This is a genomic window from Kitasatospora sp. NPDC059827 (genome assembly GCF_042731675.1).
Classification (GTDB): domain Bacteria; phylum Actinomycetota; class Actinomycetes; order Streptomycetales; family Streptomycetaceae; genus Kitasatospora.
The window spans coordinates 60,782-82,538 of sequence record NZ_JBHWIV010000005.1; the positions used below are offsets into that span (position 1 = coordinate 60,782).

Sequence of the window (21,757 nt, forward strand, 5' to 3'; positions counted from 1 at the left end):
CGAGGAGCCCGTAGCACCATGCCAGCGACCACCACCGCCCCCTGCCCGCCGGCCCCCGGCCGGGTACCCGTCCTGGGCCACGTGCCCGCACTGCTGCGCCGGCCGCTGTCCTTCTTCGAGTCCACCAGGACCGGGGACCCGCTGGTGCGGGTCGGGTTCGGGCCCGTCGGCCTGTACCTGGCCAACGACCCGGCCCTGGTGCACCGCATCCAGGTCGACACCGAGGCCTTCGAACGCGGCCGCTTCTTCGACGTCCTGGCCGGGCACTTCGGGAACCCGCCGATCGCCTCCGACGGCGCGGGCCACCGGCACCAGCGGCGCACCCTCCAGCCCGCGTTCAGCCGCACCAGCGTGCGCGACCACACCCGGGCCGTCGTCGAGGAGGCGCAGCGGCGCTTCGGCGCCTGGCGGCCCGGCACGCCGGTACGGGCGGACGAGGAGATCTCCGACTTCGTCGCCGCAGTGGTGCTGCGCTCCCTGTTCGGCGCGGACCTCGCCTCGGCCGTGGTGCGCGACATCCGGCACACCCTCAGCCTGATCTCGGGCAAGCTGCTCGCCGGGACGGTCTTCCCCGAGGCCCTGACGACCCTGCCCACCCCCGCCAACCGGCGCTTCCAGGCCGCCATGGGCCGCTTCCACGCCGTCATCGACGCGCTGATCCGGGACCGGCGGGCCACCCCCGGCCAGGTGCCCGACGTGCTCGACATCCTGCTGAAGGCGACCCACCCGGACACCGGCCGCCCCTTCACCGACCACGAGATCCGCGGCGAGGCCCTGATCCTGGTCTTCGCCGGGCTGGAGACCACCAGCACCACGCTGACCTGGGCGGTCTTCGAGACGGCCGTCCGGCCCGAGGTCCAGCAGCGGCTGCACGACGAGGCCGCCCGCGTCCTGGACGGGCGGCCGCTCGACTACGACCGGGTCAGGGAGCTCTCGTACACCCGCAAGGTCGTGGACGAGACGCTGCGGCTGCACGCGCCGATGCTCTCCACCCGGCGCGCCCGGCACGACGTCGTCCTCGCCGGAACCCTCGTCCCGGCCGGCGCGGAGGTCGGCTACAGCCCGCGCGCCGTGCACCGCAACCCGGCCGTCTACCCGGACCCGCACCGCTTCGACCCGGAGCGCGCCTCGGCCGACCCCGAGCAGGCCCCGCCGCCCGGCGCCTACGTCCCCTGGGGCGTCGGAGCGCACCGCTGCATCGGGGAGCACCTCGCCGCGACCACGATGACCGTCGCCCTGGCCACCCTCGCCGCCCACTGGCAGCTGCGCATCGCGCCGGGCGCCCGGATCCGGATGGCGACGAGCTCCCTGCCGTACCCGCGCAGCCTCCCCCTGGTGGTGCGCCCGCGCGGCCTCGGCGGTGCCGAGTGAACCCGGAACGACCCTCGCAACCGAAGGAGCCCGCCGTGGCATCGGTGACACCGCCCCAATCGTCTCTCGACACCGGGGACCTGACGATCACCCGGCTGCTGCGCCGCAACGCCCGCGCCTTCCCCGGCCGTCCCGCGCTCACCGGTGGCATCGGCCCCGACGCCACCACCCGGACCTGGTCGCAGCTGCGCGCCGAGACCGCCGCGCTCGCCCACGGCCTGGCCGGGCTCGGCCTGTCCCGCGGCGAGCGGGTGCTGATCGCGATGTCCAAGCGGCCCGAGCACTGGATCACCGACCTCGCCGCCGTCCACCTCGGCGCGCTGGCCTGCACCCCCTACGACACGCTGAGCACCGAACAGCTGCGCTTCGTGGCCCGGCACAGCGCGGCCACGGTGGTGGTCCTGGAGGGCCCGGAGCAACTGAGGCGCTGGCAGCCGGTGCTGACGGAGATGCAGGGGTTGCGCGCGGTCGTGCTGGTGGAGCCGGCGGCCGTCCCCGCGGGTGACCCGCGGTACGTCACGTACGCCGAGCTGACCCGCGAACTGCCCGACGAGCGCGCCTTCGACGAGCTGACCGACACCGCGACGCCCGACACGCCCCTGACCGTCGTCTACACCTCGGGCACCACCGGCGACCCCAAGGGCGTGGTGCTCTCGCACCGCAACGTCATCCACGAGTCGATGATGCAGGACCGCCTCGTCCCCGTGCCCGCGCACCCGCGCACGATCGCCCACCTGCCGCTGGCGCACATCGCCGAGCGGGTGCTGGGCATCTACATGCCGATCTGCAACGCGGGCCACGTCACCATCTGCGACGACCCGGCCCAACTGGCCTCCGCCCTGCGGGCGGTGCGCCCGCACGCGCTCTTCGGCGTGCCGCGGGTGTGGGAGAAGCTGGCGGTCGCGGCGCGCGCCCGGCTCGCGGCGCTGCCGCCCGAGGAGGCCGCGGCCGTCGACGAGGCGCGGGAGACCGCCGTCGAGGTGTACCGGCTGCGGTCGGCCGGGCGGTCGGTCCCGAACGAACTTGCTTCCCAGTATGAAAAGTTGGACGATGTCGTGCTGCAGCCGCTGCGAGCCGCCATCGGGCTCGACGACTGTCACCGCGCCCTCAGCGGCGCGGCGCCCATTCCCACCGCCGTGCTCGAGTTCCTGGCCGGGCTCGGGCTCTCCGTCTACGAGGTGTGGGGGCTCAGCGAAACCACTGGGGCCGCCACCGTCAGTACGCCGGAGGTCTTCGCGCTCGGCGCGGTCGGCCGTCCGGGGCCCGGTATCGAGATCCGGACCGGTGCCGACGGCGAACTGTTCCTGCGCGGCCCCGTGGTGTGCGCGGGCTACCTGCGCGCCGACGGTGGGCTCGACCCCGCCACCGACGCCGACGGCTGGCTGCCCACGGGCGACGTCGGCGCCGTGGACGACCGCGGCCTGGTCACCATCACCGATCGCAAGAAGGAGCTGATCATCACCGCAGGGGGCAAGAACATCGCCCCGACCAGACTGGAATCCCTGCTGCGCGCCCACCCGTTGATCGGCCAGGCCGCCGCCATCGGCGACCGCCGACGGTACGTCACCGCGCTGCTCGTCCTGGACGAGGACGCCCTGCCCACCTGGGCGCGGGCCAACGGGGTCGACGCGGCGGGGCTGGCCGACCCGGCCCGCCACCCGGCCGTCCGGGCCGCCCTCGACCAGGCCGTCGCCGAAGCCAACGCCCTCCTCGCCCGGGTCGAACAGATCAAGAAGTACCGCCTGCTGCCCGGCCCGTGGACGCCGGAGAGCGGTGAGCTGACGCCGAAGCTCAGCCTGCGCCGGACGGCGATAGCCGAGCTGCACGCGGACGCCATCGAGTCGATGTACGGCGCGGACTGACCCGGCTCCGCCGCCAGACCGGCCGAGCACGCGACCGGCCGAGCACCCGAGCACCTGACCACCCGTCCGACCCCGACCCTTCCTTCCCCGCGTCCCAGAACCCCGACTCTCGATAAGGAGCCACCCCTGTGTCCGACGGGATCCGTCCCCACAACAGGGTCGCCCTACTCGCCGTGACCTGCATCGGGCAGTTCATGGTCCTCCTCAACAACACCATCACCAGCGCGGCGCTGCCGGACATGCAGAAGCGCCTGGACACGACCCTGACCGGGCTGCAGTGGATCGTGAACGCCTATGTGCTCGCGGTGGCGATGCTGCTGCTGGCCGGCGGCGTCTTCGCGGACCGCTTCGGCGGCAAGCGCATCTTCCTGGGCGGCATGGCGGTGTTCACGCTCGCCTCGCTGGCGTGCTGCCTGTCCGCCTCGGTCGGCTGGCTGCTGGCCGCCCGCATCCTGCAAGGCATCGGGGCCGCGGCGCTCAGCCCCGCCAGCCTCGCGCTGCTCGCCTCCGGCTACCCCGCACCGGGGGACCGGGTGAAGGCGATCGGCCAGTGGGCCACGTTCAGCGGGATCGGCCTCGCGGTCGGGCCCGCGGCCGGCGGCCTGCTGGTCCAGGCCTTCGACTGGCGTGCCATCTTCCTGATCAACATTCCCATCGGCGTGGTGACGCTGATCGTGGGAGCGCGCATCCTGCCGGACCGGCGCAACCCCGAAGCGCCCCCGCTCGACGTGCCCGGCCAGGTGCTGGCGCTCCTGGTCGTCGGCACGCTGGCCTTCGGACTCACCGAGGCCGGTGACAAGGGCTGGACGGCGCCGCTGATCCTGTCCTGCTTCGCCGCGTCGGTCGTCCTGCTGGTGCTGTTCCTGGTCGTCGAGGCCCGGTCGGCCAGGCCGATGCTGCCGCTGCGCCTGTTCCGGCTGCGGCTGTTCACCGTCTCCAACGCGGCGATGATCGTGGTCGGCTTCGGTCTGATGGGCTCGGGTTTCTTCTTCACCCAGTTCTTCGCCACCGTGCAGGGCCACTCGGTGCTGCGCTCGGCGATGGAGACGCTGCCGTGCACGCTCGCGATGGTGGTGTGCAGCCCGTACGCCGCCCGGATCGCCGCGCGGTTCGGCTTCCGCAGCGTCGTCACCGTGGGCCTGGTCCTGGCCGGGGCCGGGCTGGTGACGATGGCCGCCGTGCACACGGACACGCCGTACCTGAACGTGTGGTGGCGCCTGGCGGTCACCGGTGTCGGCTTCGGCCTCACCATGTCCCCGCTGACCGGGGCGGCCATCTCCTCGGTCAGTGTCCAGGAGGGCGGCCTCGCCTCGGGGATCAGCAGCACCACGCGGCAGATCGGCGCGGTCTTCGGGGTCGCGGTGCTCGGCGCCATCGTGCGCACGCGCCAGGAGCACGGCGCCTCCTACAGCAGCGGTCTGAACACCGCGTTCCTCACCGCCGGGGTCGTCACCCTGGTGAGCGCCGTGTTCACCGGCCTGTGGCTGGTGCGGCAGCAGGCCCCCGCGGCCGTCGCCCCGCAGACCGTCCCGACGGCCGCTCCCCGGCCCGAGGGCGAGCCGGTCCTGACCGACCGGTCCTGACAAAGCAGGAGGGTGGCCGCCCCGTCCGGGGCGGCCACCCTCGCACGACCCGAGGCCCCACCCTCGTACGTACAGGAGAAGGAGATCATGCACCTTCCGACGCTTCCGTCCTCGCCGGGCCTCACCGTGGCCCTGGCGGTCCGCAAGGACATCCACCGCTACGGGCTCGAAGGGATGCTGCACTCCCTGGAGTCGATCGCGAGCATCTTCAGCTACCCGACCGTCGCCGACGCCGCGGAGGCGGCGCCGAAGCTGTCGCCGGACCTCCTGCTCACCTCCGCCGCCGAGCTGGCGGAGGCCCCGGACGCGGCGCCGGCCCGGCGGCTGCGCGACCACGACGTGCGGCTGGTGGTCCTGGTCGGCCCCGAGGAACGGATGACCCCGGCCTGGGCCCCGCACGTGCACGGCTTCGTGGACCGGTCGGCCCTCCACCTCAGCCTGCTGCGGGAGGCGGTCGCCGACGTGTCCGCCGGGCGCTTCCACGTGTCGGCGAGCCTGGCGCGGCGCCTGCTGGTGCCCGCCGACCCCGGCCCCGCGGTCGCGCTGACGGCGCGGGAGACCCAGGTCCTGGAACTGGTCGCGGGCGGCCTGAGCAACAAGCAGGCCGCCCGCGCACTGGGCATCTCGGAGAACGGCGTCAAGCGGCTGATGGGGAACATCCTCGCCAAGCTCAACAGCCCCAACCGCACCCTCGCCGTGGTCAGGGCGATGGAACTCGGCCTGCTGGCGAAGCCAGCAGCAGCGTGACCAGCTCGCGCTTGAGGACCTTGCCGCTGGGGCCGAGCGGCATTCGCTCGACGAACTCCACCCGGCGCGGCCGCTTGTAGCCGGTCAACTCCCGGCGGGCCAACTCATCCAGTCCGTCGACGAGTTCGGGGTCGGTGCCGAAGCCGTCCCGGCGCACCACGACGGCGCAGACCTGCTCGCCGCGGGCCGGATCGGGGACACCCACCACCGCGATCTGCTCGACGCCCGGGTGGCGCAGCAGCACGTCCTCGACCTCGCGCGGGTAGACGTTGTAGCCGCCCTGGATGATCACGTCCTTCTTCCGGTCCACCAGCGTGAGGTAGCCGTCCGGCGCCAGGCGCCCGAGGTCCCCGGACCGGAACCAGCCGTCCACCAGCACCTCGGCGGTGGCCTTCGGCAGGCCGAGGTACCCGGCCATCACGTTGTGGCCCCGGACGACGACCTCGCCCACCTCGCCCACGGGCAGCAGTTCGACGCGGCCCTCCAGGTCGGCGCGGGCGACGGCCACCTCCACACCGGTGACCGGCAGCCCGACGGTGCCGGGCCGCGGCGGCGTCCCCGGGTGGTTGTACGAGACGCAGGGCGAGGTCTCGGTCAGGCCGTACCCCTCGTACACCTCGCAGCCGAGGACGGTCCGCACCTGGTTGAGGACGGGCACGGCCAGGGCGGATCCGCCGCTGTAGGCGCGCCGCAGCCGGTGCGCGGGCGCGCCCGCGGCCACCGCCTCCAGCAGCGCGTGGTACATGGTCGGCACGCCCATGAAGACGGTGCAGCCGTGGCGCGCCATCTCCTGGAGGGCCTGCTCGGCGGCGAACCGGGGCGCCAGGACGAGGGTGGCGCCGGCCAGGAAGCAGGTGCCCATGACGCAGACCTGCCCGAAGGTGTGCGACAGCGGCAGGCACCCGTAGAGCACGTCGTCGTCCTGGACCCCGAACGGGGAGACGGCGGTCACCTCGATGTTGGTGACGACGTTGCGGTGGGTGAGCATCGCGCCCTTGGGGCGGCCCGTGGTGCCCGAGGTGTAGAGGATCGCCGCCAGGTCGTCCGGGGCGACCGCCACGTGCCCGTCGACCGGCTGCCCCGGGTGGGGGGCGTCCAGGTCGATCCCGCCGGAGCGGTCGTCCGCCACGGTGAACAGCGCGATCCCGGCGGCCGAGGCGGCCGGCCCGCCCTGCCCGACGACGGTGCCCTCGCAGACCAGGGCGCGCGCGTCGCAGTCCTTGAGGACGAACTCCACCTCGGCGGTGCGGGACTGCGCGTTCATCGGCACCACGACCGCGCCCAGGGCCAGGACCCCGTAGTACGCGGCCGGGAAGCGGGGGGAGTTGGGCAGGAGCAGGACCACCCGGTCGCCGGGGCCGACGCCGTGGTGGCGCAGCACCGCGGCGTACTGGCGGGCCCGGTCCCACAGCTGCCCGTAGGTGACGACGGTGTCGTCCTGGACCAGGGCCGGACGGTCCGGCCGCCGTGCCGCCGTATCGGCGAGCACGGCGGCCAGGGAGCGGGTCACACAAGCTCCTTCGCGGTGGTGTGCCCGGCCGCGCGGTCGGAGGCGGTGGCGATCCCCAGCTCCTGCCAGATGCCCGCCAGGGCCTCGGCGAACTTCTCCACGTCGGCCTCCGTGTGGGTCGCCGACGGGGCGATCCGCAGGAGCTCCTCGCCGGCCCGGACGCTGGGGGCGTTGATGGCCTGGACGTACAGCTTGTGCCGGTCCAGGAGGAGCGCCGAGGCCTCCTTGCACAGGGCGTCGTCGCCGACCAGCGCCGAGACGATGTGCGAGTCGGGCGACAGGAACGGCACGTCGGCCTCCTGGAGCAGCCGGTGCAGCAACTGGGCGTTGCGGGCCAGGCTCTCCCGCTCGGCGTCGGAGCCGCGCAGGTGGCGCACGGCGGCCAGGGCGCCGGCCGCGGTCGCGGGCGGCAGCGAGGTGGTGAAGACGAACGCCCGCGACATCGTGCGCACCGCGTCGACCAGGTCCTGCGGCCCGGCGATGTAACCGCCGGCGGTGCCGAGGCCCTTGGCGAGGGTGCCCATGATGACGTCGAACCGGTGGGCGATGCCCTCGCGGGCGGCGATGCCCGCGCCCTCGGGGCCGTACATGCCGATGGCGTGCACCTCGTCGAGGAAGGTGGTCGCGCCGTACTGCTCGGCCAGGTCGGCGATCTCGGCGAGCGGCGCCACGTCACCGGACATGGAGTACACCGACTCCAGCACGATCAGCTTGGGCGCCTCCGGGTCGGTCGCCGCGAGGAGTTCGGCCAGGTGCGCGACGTCGTTGTGGCGGAAGATGCGCTTCTGGGCGCCGCTGCGCCGCAGGCCGTCGATCATCGACGCGTGGTTCAGCTCGTCGGAGAAGACGACGGTGCCCTTGGGGTTGCCCGCGATCACCGCGAGCGCGCCGTCGTTGGCGGTGTAGCCGGAGGCGAAGAGCAGCGCCGCGTCCTTGCGGTGCCAGTCCGCGAGTTCGCGCTCCAGCTCCACGTGGCGGTGGTTGGTGCCGCCGATGTTGCGGGAGCCGCCGGAGCCGGCGCCGAACCGGGCCACGGCGTCGTGGACGGCGGCCAGGACGGAGGGGTGCTGTCCCATCCCGAGGTAGTCGTTGCTGCACCAGACGGTGATCTCGTTCTCCTCGTCCGCGGTGCGGGCGATCGCGCTGGGGAAGTTGCCGGCGCGGCGGCCGATCTCCAGGAAGGTGCGGGTGCGGCGCTGCTCCTCGGTGAGCTGCTGGGTGAAGTAGTCGAGGTGCCGGGGCATGGGAGTTCCTCTCGTTCGACACGACGTGAAAGTGGCTTGATCAGTACGGGGCTTGATCAGTACGGGGCTTGATCAGTAAGGGAGTTGACCGGTACGCGAGTTGACCGGTACGGGAGTCGGGCCGGCGCGGTGCCTCAGGCGGTGGCGGCGGCGCTGTACTCGCGCAGCCGCGCCTTGTCGGGCTTGCCGGTCGGGTTCATGGGGAGTTCGTCGAGCACCAGGACCAGCTCGGGGGCCAGGGCCGGGGAGAGGTCGGCGCTGATGTGCTTGCGCACCGCCTCGGGGTCGACGAGCGTGCCGGGGCGGCAGGTCAGGGCGGCGTGGAGGTGCTCGGTGCCGTCGGCGTCGCGCACCCCGTAGACGGCCGCGAGGGCGACGCCGGGGACGGTCAGCAACTCGCGTTCGACCACGGCCGGGTAGATCTTCACCCCGTCGACCTTGACCACGTCGGAGACCCGGTCGAGCAGGTGGAGGTGGCCGCGGTCGTCGCGGTAGCCGATGTCGCCGGTGCGGTACCAGCCGTCGCGCAGCACGCCGGCGTCCAGGGCCGGGTCGAGGTAGCCGTCCATGAGCTGCGGGGAGCGCATCCGGATCTCGCCGACCTGGCCGTCGGCCAGCCGCACCCCGGTGTCCGGGTCCCACACCTCCAGCTCGACCTCGGGGAAGACCCGGCCGACCGTGGCGGCCAGGCCGGCGTCGGCGTGCCCGGCCGGGTCGAGGTAGCTGATCCGGCCGCTCTCCGTGGTGCCGTAGAGCTGGAGCAGGATCGGGCCGAACACCTCGTGCGCGGCGGCGAGGCGGCTGGGCGCCGCCGACGTCCCGCTGTAGCTCAGGCTCCGCAGGCCGGCCAGTCCGGCCGACCAGGCGTCGCGGTGGCCCAGGTCGTCGATGTGGTCGAGCAGCCGGTACAGCTGGGTGGTGGCCATGAAGGTGCGGGTGACGCGGTGCTCGACGACGGCGCGCACCACCTGCCGCGCGTCGAACTCCGGCAGCAGCACGACGCTGCCGCCCACCGCCAGGGCGCCGTCGACCAGGAGCCCGGCGCTGTGGCTCAGCGGGGTGCTGAACAGCGCCGTGATCTCGGGGGCCTCCGCGGGGGTGTCGACCGCGATCCGCACGGTGCCCTCCCAGGACCGCAGCGACTTGCGGATCCCCTTGGGGCGACCGGTGCTGCCGCTGGTGAACATGATGACCGCCAGGTCGTCGGGCTCCCCGCACGCCGGGGCGACGGGCCCGGGGTCGTCGGTGGGCGCCGTCCCGGCGGACCCGTCCTGTCCGGGGCCGACCAGGACCGCCCCGGAGCGCTCGGCCAGTTCGGCGGCCCGCGCCGCGCTGGTCCGGTCGGCGTACAGCACGCTCGCCCCGGTGTCCCGCACGATGCCGAGCTGGTCGGTGAGCGGCAGCATGGCCGTGCTGGTGCCCGGGTTGGTGGAGCGCAGGTAGCAGACCGCGGCGCCGGCCAGGTGGGCGGCGTGCCGCACGCCGAGCATGTCCGGGCTGTTGGGCGCGGTGAGCACGGCGACCACGGTGCCGCGCCCGACGCCGTTCGCCCGCAGGGTGCGGTAGGTGCCGGTGACGGCCCGCAGGTAGTCCGCCGCGGTCAGCTCCGTACCCGGGTAGCGCAGCACCACCTTGCCGGGGTGCGCCGCCAGCGCCTCCAGTACCTCGGGCACGTAGCCGCCCGCGTCCGACCACCAGGCCCCGCCCGCAGTCACCATGCCGCCCTCTCCTCACCGCCCCGCCGAACCCGGCGGTCAGCCGTTGACCTGACACCTGGAGTCTTCTGGTCGCCGACGGCGCGGAACAGGCGTGTTCGGGCAGGTCGGTGGTGCGCCCGGGCGGGCTGTACTACGGGGGTACCCGAACGGGTAGGCCACCCGGTGGCGGCGGCCGCGCTGCCCGTCGGGAGCTCCCCGGGAGGGCGGGAGTGGGCGAATGTGAACAGTATGTGCTGTCGCTCACGGAGGGGGGAGCGGCGCAGAACCGCTGACCTGCAACGATCTGGTGGGCTGATGGATCGATTCGGGAATCGTGCTTGATCGCCGCTCCCGGACGGCGCAGGATCAATCCCGGCAAGGCACCGAGCTGTGCCGTGACACGGGGGATTGAGCGAGCCGTATCTCCTCGGCTCCGAGCGACTTTCACTCACTTTCCTGACGGGATTTCCGACGGGCGGCTTCGGGCCGCTCCTTCCCATGTCACGACCGCGCCGGTTTTTCCCACTACACCGATGTTGCGGGGGAAGTGTGTTGCAACAGCCTTACTCATATCGGTACAGAGCCCTGGTGGAGCCCGACTGGCGGAGGATCCCCGGTTGGCGCGAGGTGACCGAGCAGGAGTGGCACGATCCGCAGTGGCAGCGTGTGCACTGCGTGAAGAACGTCCGCCAGCTCCGGGCGGCCTACGGCGACCTGCTGTCCGAGGAGTTCTACCTCGACGTGGAGCGCGACCAGGCGGAGCGGGCGACCATGTCGCTGCTGCTGCCGCCGTACGTGCTCAGCATGATGGTGCCGCACGCCGAACCGGACGCCGAGAGCATGTACGCGGACCCGGTGCGCCGGCACATGCTGCCGGTGTTCTCCGACCGGGACCCGGAGTGGCCCTCGCACCCCTACGCCTCGCGGGACTCGCTGCACGAGGCGGAGATGTGGGTGGTCGAGGGCCTGACCCACCGTTACCCGACCAAGGTGCTGGCCGAGTTGGTCTCCACCTGCCCCCAGTACTGCGGGCACTGCACCCGGATGGACCTGGTCGGCAACTCGACGCCGCAGATCCTCAAGTTGAAGTTCACGGTCAAGCAGGCCGACCGCCACGACGCCATGCTGGACTACCTGCGCCGGACGCCTTCCGTCCGCGACGTGGTGGTCTCCGGCGGCGACGTGGCCAACGTGCCGTGGCCCCGGCTGGAGTCCTTCGTCTCGGCGCTGCTGGAGCTGGACCACATCCGGGACATCCGGCTGGCCTCCAAGGCGCTGATGGACCTGCCGCAGCACTGGCTCAGCGACGACGCCCAGCGCACCATGGGCCGGCTGGCCGCCACCGCGCGCGAGCGCGGCGTCAGCCTGGCCGTGCACACCCACACCAACTCCGCGCAGCAGGTGACCCCGCTGAACGCGCGGGCCGCCCGGAGCATGCTCGACCTCGGCGTGCGCGACGTGCGCAACCAGGGCGTCATGCTGCGCGGGGTCAACGACACCCCCGAGTCGCTGCTCGACCTGTGCTTCGCGCTGCTCGACGGCGCCGGGGTGATGCCGTACTACTTCTACCTCTGCGACATGATCCCGAACGCCGAGCACTGGCGCCTCGCCCTGTGGGAGACCCAGGCGTTGCAGCAGGCGGTCATGGGGTACCTGCCGGGCTTCGCCACGCCCCGGCTGGTCTGCGACGTGCCGTTCGTCGGCAAGCGCTGGGTGCACCAGACCGAGCACTACGACCGTGAGCGCGGCATCTCGTACTGGTCCAAGAACTACGTCACCTCTCTGGAGCAGGACGACCCGTACGCGCTCGCCAAGTCGTACGAGTACTACGACCCGATCCAGACCCTCGGCGAGGCGGGGCGCGAGTGGTGGCGCTCCCACGTCGCAGTGTCGGAAACCGTCCCGAGCACCAGGAGCTCCCATGAGTGACCTCAGCCCCATCGCGCCGCTCCCGGTGCGGCAGAAGTTCCTGGTCGATCCCGACCTGGGGGCCGGCAACTTCCTGGAGTACGCCCTCAAGTACAACCCGAACACCGACGTGCCGCTGGTCTACAGCCACCGGACGGACGAGCGCGGGCAGGTCGCGCTGCGCGGGTACAGCCTGAACGAGCTGGCGGCCATCCGCGACCAGTACGCCCGCTGGTACTGGGCGAACGGCGTGCGCCCCGGCGAGCCGGTCGCGCTCTACATCGCCGAGGGCCTCCAGCCGATCCTGCACTTCCTGGCGCTCACCGCGCTCGGCGCCGTCCCGGCGCTGGTCAACGACGCGATGCCGATCGCGACGGCCAAGCGCTACCTGGACCACGTCGGCGTGGTCGGCCTGGTCGCGGACGACCCGCGGCTGATCTCGGCGGCCTACAAGCCCGGCCAGCCGCGGCCCCGGTTCATCGTGCCGTCCGCGGAGATCCGCGCGCACGACCCCGAGTCGGGCACGCTGCCGGACGTCTACCCGTTCCGGCACACCGCCGAGGACGTGGTGGGGCTGATCCACTCCTCCGGCACCACCGGCACCCCCAAGTCCACCATGGTGGCCCACCGCCAGTTCTGGGTCGGCAAGGAGACGCGCATGGTGCGCTTCCCGGCCGAGCCGTACGACCGGCTGCTGTCGCTGATGCCGCACACCCACGCCGGCGGTCTCAGCTACCTGCTCACCACGATCCTGCTGGGCCTGCCCACCCTGACCATGGGCGACTGGCGGCGCACCGCGGTGGAGCCGGTGATGAAGGCCTTCCAGCCCACCATGGTCGCCTCGTTCGCCCGCACCTTCGTCGAACTCGCCACCGGCGAGGCCCCGGTGGAGGCCGCCGCCAAGGTGCACACCTGGTTCAACACCGGCGACTCGGCGCACTTCGGCCACATCCGCCGGCTGGTGCGGCTCGGTGAGCGCCCCTCCGGCCTGATCCAGCCCTGGCTGCTCCCCGAGGGCGCCGCCGGCCAGGCGGTGCTGCCCGGCTCCCGGTTCGTCGACGGCCTGGGCTCCTCCGAGATGGGCATGGCGCTGTTCGGCCAGGTCACCACCCCGGAGACGCCCCGCGACGACCGCTGCGTCGGCCTGCCGGTCGAGGTGGTCGAGCACGCCGCCGTCCTGGACGACGACGGCAACGAGGTGCCGGACGGCACGGTCGGCTACCTCGCGGTCAAGACCCCGTCCCGCACTCCCGGTTACTGGAACGACCCGGAGCTGACCAGCAGCTTCGAGCTGGCCGGCTACTGGCTGACCGGCGACATCGCCCGCCGCACCGAGGACGGCCGGTTCTACCACCTGGACCGCACGGTCGACGTGATCAACACCGCCGCGGGCCCGGTCTACAGCCTCCCGCTGGAGGAGGTGCTGATCGCCGACTGCGAGGACCTGGTGATGGACTGTTCGGTCATCGGCGTGCCCGGCGCGCTCGGTGACGGCCAGCAGCCGATCGCCGTGGTCCGGCTCCAGCAGGGCGCGCTCGGCACCGACCCGGCCAAGATCCTCGACGCGGCGAACAAGGCCATGGCGGCGGCCGGCCTGGCCGAGCTGGCCGCGGTCTTCGTGGCCGAGCAGGAGGGCGACTTCCCGACCGGCCCCACCGGCAAGGTGCTCAAGCGCGAGCTGCGCACCCGCTACGCCACCGCGCTGACGGCCGATGCCGCCCAGCAGTAGTCCGGCTCCACCTCCACTCCTTCACGGCTACCAGGAAGAGCTATGTCAGGAGAGAAGCAGACACGTGTGATCGGCGTCATCGGCGCCGGTCCCCGGGGGCTCTCCGTCGTGGAACGGTTAACCGTCAACGCGACGGAGGGCGGCCACCCGGTCGTGATCCACGTGGTGGATCCGTTCGTCGGCAGCGGCGGTCGGGTCTGGGACATCACGCAGCCGACCGAACTGCTGATGAACACGGTGGCGTCGCAGGTCACCATGTTCACCGACCCGAGCGTCACCTGCGAAGGCCCGATACGTCCGGGACCGAGCCTGTACGAGTGGGCGAAGCTGGACATCGAGCTGGAGCCCCTCGAGTACCCGGGGTGGGTGAGCGAGGAGGCCGCGGCGCTCGGCCCGGACTCCTACCCCTCCCGGGCCTTCTACGGCCACTACCTGGTCTGGGTGCTCGACCGCCTGATCAGCACGGCCCCCGACCACGTCTCGATCCGGCTGCACCGCAACACCGCGGTCAGCCTGACCGAGGCCGAGGACGGTTCGCAGATCGTCACCCTGGACGACGGCAGCGGACTGCTGCTGGACAGCGTCGTCCTGGCCCAGGGGCACCTGGACATGCCGCCGAGCGCCGGCGAACTGGGCCTGGAGGGCTACGCCCGGGCCCAGGGCCTCGGCTACCTGCCGCCGACCAACCCGGCCGAGGCGGACCTGGACTTCGTCGCCCCCGGCCAGCCGGTCGCGCTGCGGGGGCTGGGGCTCAACTTCTTCGACTACCTGACGCTGCTGACCGCCGGCCGCGGCGGCACCTTCGTCCGGGAGGGCGAGCGGCTGCGCTACCGCCCGTCCGGCCGGGAGCCGTTGATGTACGCCGGCTCCCGGCGCGGCATCCCGTACCACGCGCGCGGCGAGAACCAGAAGGGCGCCTTCGGCCGCCACTGGCCGGGCTCCCGCACCATGGAACGGATCAACGTGCTGCGCGAGCAGCGCCGGCTGGGCGCGGAGGTCGAGTTCACCCGGCACATCTGGCCGCTGGTCGACCGCGAGGTCACCGGGGTCTACTACCACGCGCTGATCTCCGAGCGGCGCGGCGGCGAGCAGGCCGACGCCTTCCTGCGGGAGTACGGCGACCGGCCGCCGGGCGCGGACGACGAGGAGCTGCTCGGCAGGTTCGGCCTCGGGCCGGCCGACCGCTGGGACTGGGACGCGATCGCCCGGCCGTACGGGGAGCGCAAGTTCCTCGGCCGGGTCGAGTTCCAGGACTGGCTGCTCGGCCACCTGCGGCAGGACCTGGTGGAGGCCCGGCGCGGCAACGTCGGCGGGGCGCTGAAAGCGGCCCTGGACGTCATGCGCGACCTGCGCAACGAGGTCCGCCTGCTGGTCGACCACGCCGGGATCACCGGCGAGTCCTACCGCGACGAGCTGCAGTCCTGGTACACCCCGCTCAACGCCTACGTCTCGATCGGTCCGCCGCCCAGACGGATCGAGGAGCTGATCGCCCTGGTCGAGGCGGGCGTGGTGACCATGCTCGCCCCCGGCATGCGGGTCACGCCCGCACCGGCGGGGGCCGGGTTCACCGTCGACTCCACGTCCGTCCCGGGCGGGGAGGTCGAGGTGACCGCGCTGATCGAGGCGCGGCTGCCCGAGGTGGACATCCGGACCACCGAGGACCCGCTGGTCCGCAACCTGGTGGACCGCCGGGCCTGCCGGCCGTACCTGATCCCCACCGGCACCGACGGGCACGTCGAGACCGGCGGGCTGACGGTCACCGAGCGCCCGTACCGGCTGGTCGACGCGGCGGGCCGGGTGCACCCGTACCGCTACGCCTTCGGGGTGCCGACCGAGACGGTGCACTGGGCGACCGCGGCCGGGATCCGGCCCGGGGTCGACTCGGTGATCCTCGGCGACGCCGACGCGATCGCCCGGGCCTGCCTGTCGGCCGAACCGGGCCAGCGCTCGCCGTCGGCGGCGCGGGTGCGGGTCACCCTCTGAGCGCCGGGCTCCACCGCACCACCCGGTGGCCCCGGCCGCCGGTCGTACCGAAAAGTCCCCTGAGAAAGTCCTGAGTTGAACCATCCAGAAGGAGGACCGCGCAGTGCCCGAACAGGCCGCGTCCGATTCGACCGTACGCCGACCGAGCGGCAGTGACCGCGCACCGGTGAGCGTCGACGCCGGACTGCTCTCACCGGTCTGGGCGGGCACCGACGCGCTCCGAACACTGGGCGACGAGGCATGGGTCGCCGCGATGCTGGAGACCGAGGTCGCGCTGGCCCGTGCCCAGGCGTCCCTCGGCGTGATACCCGCCGACACGGCGGGAGCGATCGCGGAGGGCGCCGCGAGAGCCCGGATCGACGTCGCCGAGCTGGCCGCCGAGGCCCGCGGCGCCGCCAACCCGGTCGTCGTCCTGGTCCGGGAACTGACGGCGGCGGTCGCCGCCGTCGACCCCGCCGCCGCCGGGTACGTGCACCTCGGCAGCACCAGCCAGGACATCCTGGACTCGGCCGCGATGCTGCTCGGCGCGAGAGTGCTGGCGGACATCCGGCAGAACCTCTCCCGGGTGGCCGCGGCGCTGGCGAAGCTCGCCGACGAGCACCGCAGCACCCCGATGGCCGCCCGCACCCTGGCCCAGCACGCCGTCCCCACCACCTTCGGGCTGAAGGCGGCCGGCTGGCTGGACTCGGTGCTGGACACCCTTGAGCGGGTCGACCGCACCGCCGCCCTGCTGCCGGCCCAACTGGGCGGCGCGGCCGGCACGATGGCGGCCTACCAGGAGTACGCCAGGGCCACCCCGGCCGACCGGCCCGGCCACGGGATCGAGCTCGCGGCGCGCTTCGCCGCCGAACTCGGCCTGCGCGAGCCGTCCGCCCCCTGGCACAGCCTGCGCGTCCCGCTGAACGACCTCGGCTGGGTGCTCAGTTCCGTCACCGGGACGCTGGGGAAGTTCGCCCTGGACGTCCAGGGGATGTCCCGCACCGAGGTCGGCGAGGTCGCCGAACCGGCCGCCGCGGGCCGCGGCGTCTCCTCGGCGATGCCCCAGAAGCGCAACCCGGTGCTGGCCACCCTCATCATGGCGGCCGCCCGTCAACTGCCCGCCCACGCGCTGATCCTGGCCCAGAGCATGGTGGCCGAGGACGAGCGGGCGCCCGGCGCCTGGCACGCCGAGTGGCAGCCGCTGCGCGAGGCGCTGCGGCTGGCCTCGGGCGCGGCGTACACGGCCGTGGAGCTCGCCGAGGGCCTGGAGGTCTTCCCGGAGCGGATGCGGGAGAACCTGGCGCTCACCGGCGGCTCGATCGTCTCCGAGCGGCTGAACGTCGCCCTCGCCCCGCTGCTGGGCAAGGCCGAGGCGAAGAAGCTGCTGGCCGAGTGCGCCCGCCGGTCCGCCTCCGGCACCGCCTCGTTCACCGAGGTGATGGAGGCCCGGGCGGACCTGGTGGCCAAGCTGCCGGCCGGCGTCACCGTCCAGGACCTGCTGGCCCCCGAGGGCTACCTGGGTGCCGCCGAACAGCTGGTGGACCGCGTGCTGCGGCGCCACCAGGAGAACCACGCGTGAAGGAGCCAGCATGAGTGACCACCTCTCCCCGGCGGTGCGCCCCCGCGGGCTGCACGGTCCGGTGGCGTTCTGGCTGATCGCCACCACCCAGTGCCTGCTGCTGTTCGCCTCCAGCGCGCCGTCCCCGCTCTACGTGGTCTACCAGGCGAAGTGGGGCTTCTCCTCGATCACCCTGACCGAGGTGTTCGCGGCCTACGCGATCGCGCTGCTGGTCGCGCTGCTCGTGGTCGGCGGACTGTCCGACTACATCGGCCGCAAGCCGGTGCTGCTCGGCGCGCTCGTCGTCGAGGTGGCCAGCATGGCGCTGTTCATCCGCGCCGACGGCGTCGCCTGGCTGATGGCCGCCCGGATCGCGCAGGGCCTGGCCACCGGCGCCGCGACCGGGGCGACCAGCGCCGCGATGCTGGACCTCGCCCCGCAGCACCGGCCCCGGCTCGGCCCGCTGGTCAACAGCGCCGCGCCGATCGTCGGCCTGGCGCTGGGCGCGCTCGGCGCGGGCCTGCTGGTCCAGTACGCGCCGCACCCGCAGACCCTGGTGTACGCCCTGCTGCTCGCGGCCTTCGTGCTCTGCGCGCTGGGCGTCCCCGCGCTCGCCGAGACCTCGCCGCGCCGGCCGGGCGCGGTGGCCTCGCTGACGCCGCGGATGGGCATCCCGCGCGCGGCCAGGCCGATGTTCCTGGTGGTGGTGCCCTGTCTGTTCGCGGTCTGGGCGCTGGGCGGCCTCTACATGTCGCTCGGCCCGTCGATCGCGGCCGGCATCCTGCACATCTCCAACCACGTCATCGGCGGCCTGGTCATCTTCGCGCTGACCGGGACGGGGGCGGTCGGCTCACTGCTGCGCCGCAACCACCCGCCGCGGCAGACCATGACCCTCGGCTTCGTGGCCTTCTTCATCGGGGTCGGCGCCACCCTGGGCGCCCTGGCCACGGCCTCCACCCCGCTGTTCTTCGTCGGCACGGTGATCGCCGGGTACGGCTTCGGGACGGGCTTCCTGAGCGCCTTCCAGACCGTCGGGCCGCTGGCCGGACCGGACGTCCGCGCCGAACTGATCGCCAGCATGTACGTCGTCTGCTACCTGGGGTTCAGCCTGCCGGCCGTCGCCGCCGGGGTGGCCGTGGGCCACATCGGGTTGAAGTCCACCGCGACGGTGTACGGCATCGCCGTGATGGTGCTCGCGGTGGCCGCCACCGCCGGTCTCCAGGTGCAGCAGCGCAAGGAGCAGCGCCGGCAGAACGACGGGAGCGAGCCGGTGCCCGTCTCCGGGTCGGCGCGCCGTTGACCGACCGTCCACGCCCCCCGCTCACGTCCAGGTTCACGTCCAGGTTCACGTCTACCCGAGGTGCTTCCCATGACTGACGACAACCGGCCGGCCGGCTACGACCCGGCCGAGGTGGACGTCCTCCGCCGGTTCCTGCTCACCGCCCGGCGCGACCCGGACGCCGTCGCCGTCGTCGACGACACGTCGACCGTGACGTACGGCGAACTGGAGCGCCGGGTACGGCGGATCGCCGCCCGGCTCGGCGCGGACCGCGGCACGGTGGCCGTGCTGACCTCCCGCTCCGCGGACACCGTGGCGGCGCTGCTCGGCGTGCTCGCGGCCGGCGGCACCTACTGCCCGATCGACCCGGCGTTCCCGCCGGAGCGCACGGCCGCGCTGCTGGCGGCCGCCGAGGTCCGCGGCGCGATCGCCGCGGACCCCGGGCGGCTGCCCGCCGGGCTGCCGGTGCTGGACCCGTCCGACGCCGCGGGCAGCGAGGAGCCCGAGGGCTTCCCGGAAGGCCGGCTGCCCGAGCCCGACCCGGCCGCCCCCGCCTACCTGCTGTTCACCTCGGGCTCCACCGGGCAGCCCAAGCCGGTGGTCACCCCGCGGCGGGCGATCGGCGCGTCGGTGGCCTCGCTGGCCACCCTGTTCGCGGTCGCCCCCGGTGACCGGGTGCTCCAGTTCGCCTCGCTCAACTGGGACACCTGCTTCGAGGAGATCCTGCCCGCGCTCACCGTCGGCGCGACCCTGGTCTTCGACGCGGACGCCTACTCGGCCTCCTTCCCGCGCTTCCTGCGGATGGTCGAGCGGCACCGGATCACCCTGCTGGACCTGCCCACGGCGTTCTGGCACGAGTTCGTCAACCACCTGACCGAGGAGCGGGCCGCCCTGCCGGAGAGCCTGCGCACCGTGGTCATCGGCGGCGAAGCGGCCCGGCCGGCCCGGATCGACGACTGGTGCGCGCTGCCCGGCGCGGACGCCGTCCGCCTGGTCAACACCTACGGCTGCACCGAGACCACCCTGGTCACCCACGCGATCGACCTGCACGGACCGCTCGCCGGCCCGGCCGTCGCCGCGGGGGCCGCCCGGGTCGTCCCGATCGGCCGGGCGCTGCCGCACGTCCGGGAGCAGATCGGCGAGGACGGCGAGCTGCTGATCGGCGGGGACGGGCTGGCGCTCGGCTACCGGGGCCTGCCGGAGGTCACCGCCGAGCGGTTCGCCGAACTCGACCTGCCCGGCGCGCCGGGGCGCTACTTCCGCACCGGCGACCGGGTCCGCCGGGAGCCGGACGGCGTCCTCGTCCACCAGGGCCGCCTGGACGACGAGCTCAAGGTCCGCGGCATCCGGGTCAGCCCGGGCGAGGTCGAGGCGCAGATCTGCGCCCACCCGGACGTGGCGGCCGCCGCCGCCACCGGCGCCGCGCTGGGCGACCACACCGTCCTGGTCGCCTATGTGACACCCCGTCCGCACGCCGACGCCGACACCCTCGCGGCCGGGCTCGCCCGGTACCTGCGCACGTCGGGACCGAGCCACCTCGTACCGTCCCGGATCACCGTGGTGCCCGAACTCGTCCTCACCGCGAGCGGCAAGGTCGACCGGCGCCGGACCCACCAGATGTACACAACCAGCAACTGACGCAAGGAGAATGACCGTGTCCACCGTTGGTACCGTCGACAGCGTGATCGGCATCTTCGGCCGGGTCCTGGAATCCGACCAGGTGACCGCCGACTCGGACTTCTTCGACCTGGGCGGGGACTCCCTGCTCGCCACCCGGGTGCTCAGCGGGGTCGCCCGCGAGTTCGGCGCGGAGTTCGGCATCGCCGAGTTCATCGACGCCCCGACCCCGGCCGCCCTGGCCAAGCTGATCGAAGGTGCGGCCCGATGAGCGTCATCGTTGTCGGAGCCGGCCTGGCCGGACTCACCGCCGCCACCGAACTGGCCGCCAGAGGCGTCGAGGTGACCGTCCTGGAGGCCCGCGACCGGGTCGGCGGCCGCACCCACGGCCTCGAGGTCGCCCCCGGCCAGTGGGCCGACGCGGGCGCCGCCTACCTGGGCGAGCGCCACACCGAGCTCAAGGCGCTGATCGAGCGCCTCGGCCTGGCCACCGCGCCCACCACCATGCTCGGCCGGAGCCGGTTCTCCCTGGGCGGCGACCCGGAGAGCACCGACGGCCGCTTCCCGCCGCTCAGCCCGATCGCCCTCGGCGAGATGTTCGACCTGCTGGACGAGGTCACCAAGGCGGTCCGCGCGGACGCCCCGCACCTCACCCCGGACGCGGAGCGGCTGGACCGGCTCACCGTGGCCGAGTGGATCGAGCAGAACGTCCAGCACCCCGACGCCCGGCTGTTCTTCCCGCTGTTCCTCGGCGAGATGATGGCCGCCGACCCGGCCGACGTGTCGGTGCTGCACATGGCCTTCTACCTGAACTCCGGCGGCGGCATCCGCTACCTCAACGCCTTCCAGGGCGGCGCCCAGGAGGAGCGGGTCGACGGCGGCGCGCACCGGCTGAGCGAGCTGCTGGCCGACAAGCTCGGCGACCGGGTGCTGCTCTCCCGGCCGGTGCGCCTGGTCGAGCAGATCGGCGACCGGGTCCGGGTGCACACCGACCAGGGCGTGCACGAGGGCGACAGCGTGGTCATCGCGCTGCCGCCGCTGCTGGCCGACACCGTCGAGTTCCGGCCGGAGCTGCCCGCGCCGCGGTCGAGCGAGGTCACCGCGCGGGGCTGCGCCGTCAAGGTCCACCTGATCCACCCCAAGCCGCTCTGGCGCGACCACGGGCTGTCCGGCTGGTCGGTCAGCTCCGACGGGCCGCTGCTGTCCACCGTGGACGACTCGCCCCCCGGTGAGGGCGTCGGCATCCTGACCGGCTTCGTCACCGGCAGCGAGGCCAAGACCTTCGCGGCCCTGCCCGCCGAGGAGCAGCGCACCGCCGTCCTGGCCCAGGCCCGGCGGCTCTTCCCGCAGCTGCCCGAACCGATCGGCTACCACGTCACCGACTGGGTCAACGAGGAGTACAGCCGCGGCTGCTACGCCGCGCTGTTCGGGCCGGGCGACTGGCTCGCCCAGGGCCCGCAGCTGACCGAGCCGTTCGGCCGGGTGCACTGGGCCGGCACGGAGACCAGCACCGAGTTCTTCGGCCTGATGGAGGGCGCGATCCGCTCGGGCCTGCGGGCGGCGGAGGAGATCGCTCCGGCCGGCTGACCGGCCCCGAGCGACTGATATATCGTCACATCGCTGTGGTGGGTGCCGGTACCGATCGTGGTACCGGCACCCATCCGCGCCCAGGACCCGACAGCCCCAGGAG

The 21,757-nt window shown here is 73.3% G+C and carries 15 protein-coding genes; 12 read left to right on the forward strand and 3 right to left on the reverse strand.

Annotated features, from left to right (window positions below; all coding sequences use genetic code 11):
* Nucleotides 1-18: 18 nt before the first annotated feature.
* The 4 genes from ACFV8H_RS04965 (at nt 19) to ACFV8H_RS04980 (ending at nt 5,563) form a co-directional block, all read left to right on the forward strand.
* Nucleotides 19-1,371 (forward strand): cytochrome P450, encoded by a 1,353-nt coding sequence (locus ACFV8H_RS04965; RefSeq protein ID WP_380396559.1) that lies wholly within the window; start codon nt 19-21, stop codon nt 1,369-1,371.
* Nucleotides 1,372-1,406: 35 nt separating this feature from the next.
* Complete coding sequence (locus ACFV8H_RS04970) at nt 1,407-3,233, forward strand: AMP-dependent synthetase/ligase (RefSeq protein WP_380396560.1); 1,827 nt, start codon at nt 1,407-1,409, stop codon at nt 3,231-3,233.
* Nucleotides 3,234-3,361: 128 nt separating this feature from the next.
* Entirely contained in the window at nt 3,362-4,816 is a 1,455-nt protein-coding gene (locus ACFV8H_RS04975; RefSeq protein WP_380396561.1) for an MFS transporter, read from the forward strand.
* An 87-nt stretch (nt 4,817-4,903) separates the two neighbouring features.
* On the forward strand, nt 4,904-5,563 hold the full coding sequence (locus tag ACFV8H_RS04980) for a LuxR C-terminal-related transcriptional regulator (RefSeq protein ID WP_375887218.1): 660 nt from the start codon (nt 4,904-4,906) through the stop codon (nt 5,561-5,563).
* Here ACFV8H_RS04980 and ACFV8H_RS04985 read toward each other — a convergent pair.
* The 3 genes from ACFV8H_RS04985 to ACFV8H_RS04995 form a co-directional block, all read right to left on the reverse strand.
* On the reverse strand, nt 5,517-7,073 hold the full coding sequence (locus tag ACFV8H_RS04985; protein WP_380396562.1) for a long-chain fatty acid--CoA ligase: 1,557 nt from the start codon (nt 7,071-7,073) through the stop codon (nt 5,517-5,519). The genes ACFV8H_RS04980 and ACFV8H_RS04985 overlap by 47 nt on opposite strands.
* Entirely contained in the window at nt 7,070-8,317 is a 1,248-nt protein-coding gene (gene hemA / locus ACFV8H_RS04990; RefSeq protein ID WP_375887223.1) for a 5-aminolevulinate synthase, read from the reverse strand. Before hemA ends, ACFV8H_RS04985 begins: the two co-directional genes overlap by 4 nt.
* A 134-nt stretch (nt 8,318-8,451) precedes the next feature.
* Nucleotides 8,452-10,035 (reverse strand): class I adenylate-forming enzyme family protein, encoded by a 1,584-nt coding sequence (locus ACFV8H_RS04995; RefSeq protein ID WP_380396563.1) that lies wholly within the window; start codon nt 10,033-10,035, stop codon nt 8,452-8,454.
* A 567-nt stretch (nt 10,036-10,602) separates the two neighbouring features.
* Between ACFV8H_RS04995 and ACFV8H_RS05000 the strand changes: the two genes are divergently transcribed.
* The 8 genes from ACFV8H_RS05000 to ACFV8H_RS05035 all read left to right on the forward strand — a co-directional run bounded on the left by ACFV8H_RS05000 (nt 10,603) and on the right by ACFV8H_RS05035 (nt 21,654).
* A complete protein-coding gene (locus ACFV8H_RS05000) occupies nt 10,603-11,943 on the forward strand; it encodes a KamA family radical SAM protein (protein ID WP_375887229.1) in 1,341 nt (446 codons plus the stop codon).
* A complete protein-coding gene (locus ACFV8H_RS05005; protein ID WP_380396564.1) occupies nt 11,936-13,651 on the forward strand; it encodes a class I adenylate-forming enzyme family protein in 1,716 nt (571 codons plus the stop codon). The genes ACFV8H_RS05000 and ACFV8H_RS05005 overlap by 8 nt, the downstream gene beginning before the upstream one ends.
* 108 nt (nt 13,652-13,759) lie before the next feature.
* Entirely contained in the window at nt 13,760-15,634 is a 1,875-nt protein-coding gene (locus ACFV8H_RS05010; RefSeq protein WP_380396565.1) for an FAD/NAD(P)-binding protein, read from the forward strand.
* A 166-nt stretch (nt 15,635-15,800) separates the two neighbouring features.
* On the forward strand, nt 15,801-17,192 hold the full coding sequence (locus ACFV8H_RS05015) for an adenylosuccinate lyase family protein (protein ID WP_380396691.1): 1,392 nt from the start codon (nt 15,801-15,803) through the stop codon (nt 17,190-17,192).
* A 10-nt stretch (nt 17,193-17,202) separates the two neighbouring features.
* Nucleotides 17,203-18,471 (forward strand): MFS transporter, encoded by a 1,269-nt coding sequence (locus ACFV8H_RS05020; protein ID WP_380396566.1) that lies wholly within the window; start codon nt 17,203-17,205, stop codon nt 18,469-18,471.
* 69 nt (nt 18,472-18,540) lie between these two features.
* Nucleotides 18,541-20,088: an amino acid adenylation domain-containing protein gene (locus ACFV8H_RS05025; RefSeq protein WP_380396567.1), complete on the forward strand. Its 1,548-nt coding sequence runs from the start codon at nt 18,541-18,543 to the stop codon at nt 20,086-20,088.
* A 16-nt stretch (nt 20,089-20,104) separates the two neighbouring features.
* A complete protein-coding gene (locus ACFV8H_RS05030; protein ID WP_360237721.1) occupies nt 20,105-20,338 on the forward strand; it encodes a phosphopantetheine-binding protein in 234 nt (77 codons plus the stop codon).
* Nucleotides 20,335-21,654: a flavin monoamine oxidase family protein gene (locus ACFV8H_RS05035; RefSeq protein WP_380396568.1), complete on the forward strand. Its 1,320-nt coding sequence runs from the start codon at nt 20,335-20,337 to the stop codon at nt 21,652-21,654. Before ACFV8H_RS05030 ends, ACFV8H_RS05035 begins: the two co-directional genes overlap by 4 nt.
* Nucleotides 21,655-21,757 lie beyond the last annotated feature (103 nt).

Excerpts from the sequence above, each read along its gene's own strand:
- ACFV8H_RS04965 (WP_380396559.1), top strand. The coding sequence starts at position 19 with ATGCCAGCGACCACCACCGCCCCCTGCCCGCCGGCCCCCGGCCGGGTA.
- ACFV8H_RS04980 (WP_375887218.1), top strand. The coding sequence starts at position 4,904 with ATGCACCTTCCGACGCTTCCGTCCTCGCCGGGCCTCACCGTGGCCCTG.
- hemA (WP_375887223.1), bottom strand. The coding sequence starts at position 8,317 with ATGCCCCGGCACCTCGACTACTTCACCCAGCAGCTCACCGAGGAGCAG.
- ACFV8H_RS04995 (WP_380396563.1), bottom strand. The coding sequence starts at position 10,035 with ATGGTGACTGCGGGCGGGGCCTGGTGGTCGGACGCGGGCGGCTACGTG.
- ACFV8H_RS05005 (WP_380396564.1), top strand. The coding sequence starts at position 11,936 with ATGAGTGACCTCAGCCCCATCGCGCCGCTCCCGGTGCGGCAGAAGTTC.
- ACFV8H_RS05020 (WP_380396566.1), top strand. The coding sequence starts at position 17,203 with ATGAGTGACCACCTCTCCCCGGCGGTGCGCCCCCGCGGGCTGCACGGT.
- ACFV8H_RS05025 (WP_380396567.1), top strand. The coding sequence starts at position 18,541 with ATGACTGACGACAACCGGCCGGCCGGCTACGACCCGGCCGAGGTGGAC.
- ACFV8H_RS05035 (WP_380396568.1), top strand. The coding sequence starts at position 20,335 with ATGAGCGTCATCGTTGTCGGAGCCGGCCTGGCCGGACTCACCGCCGCC.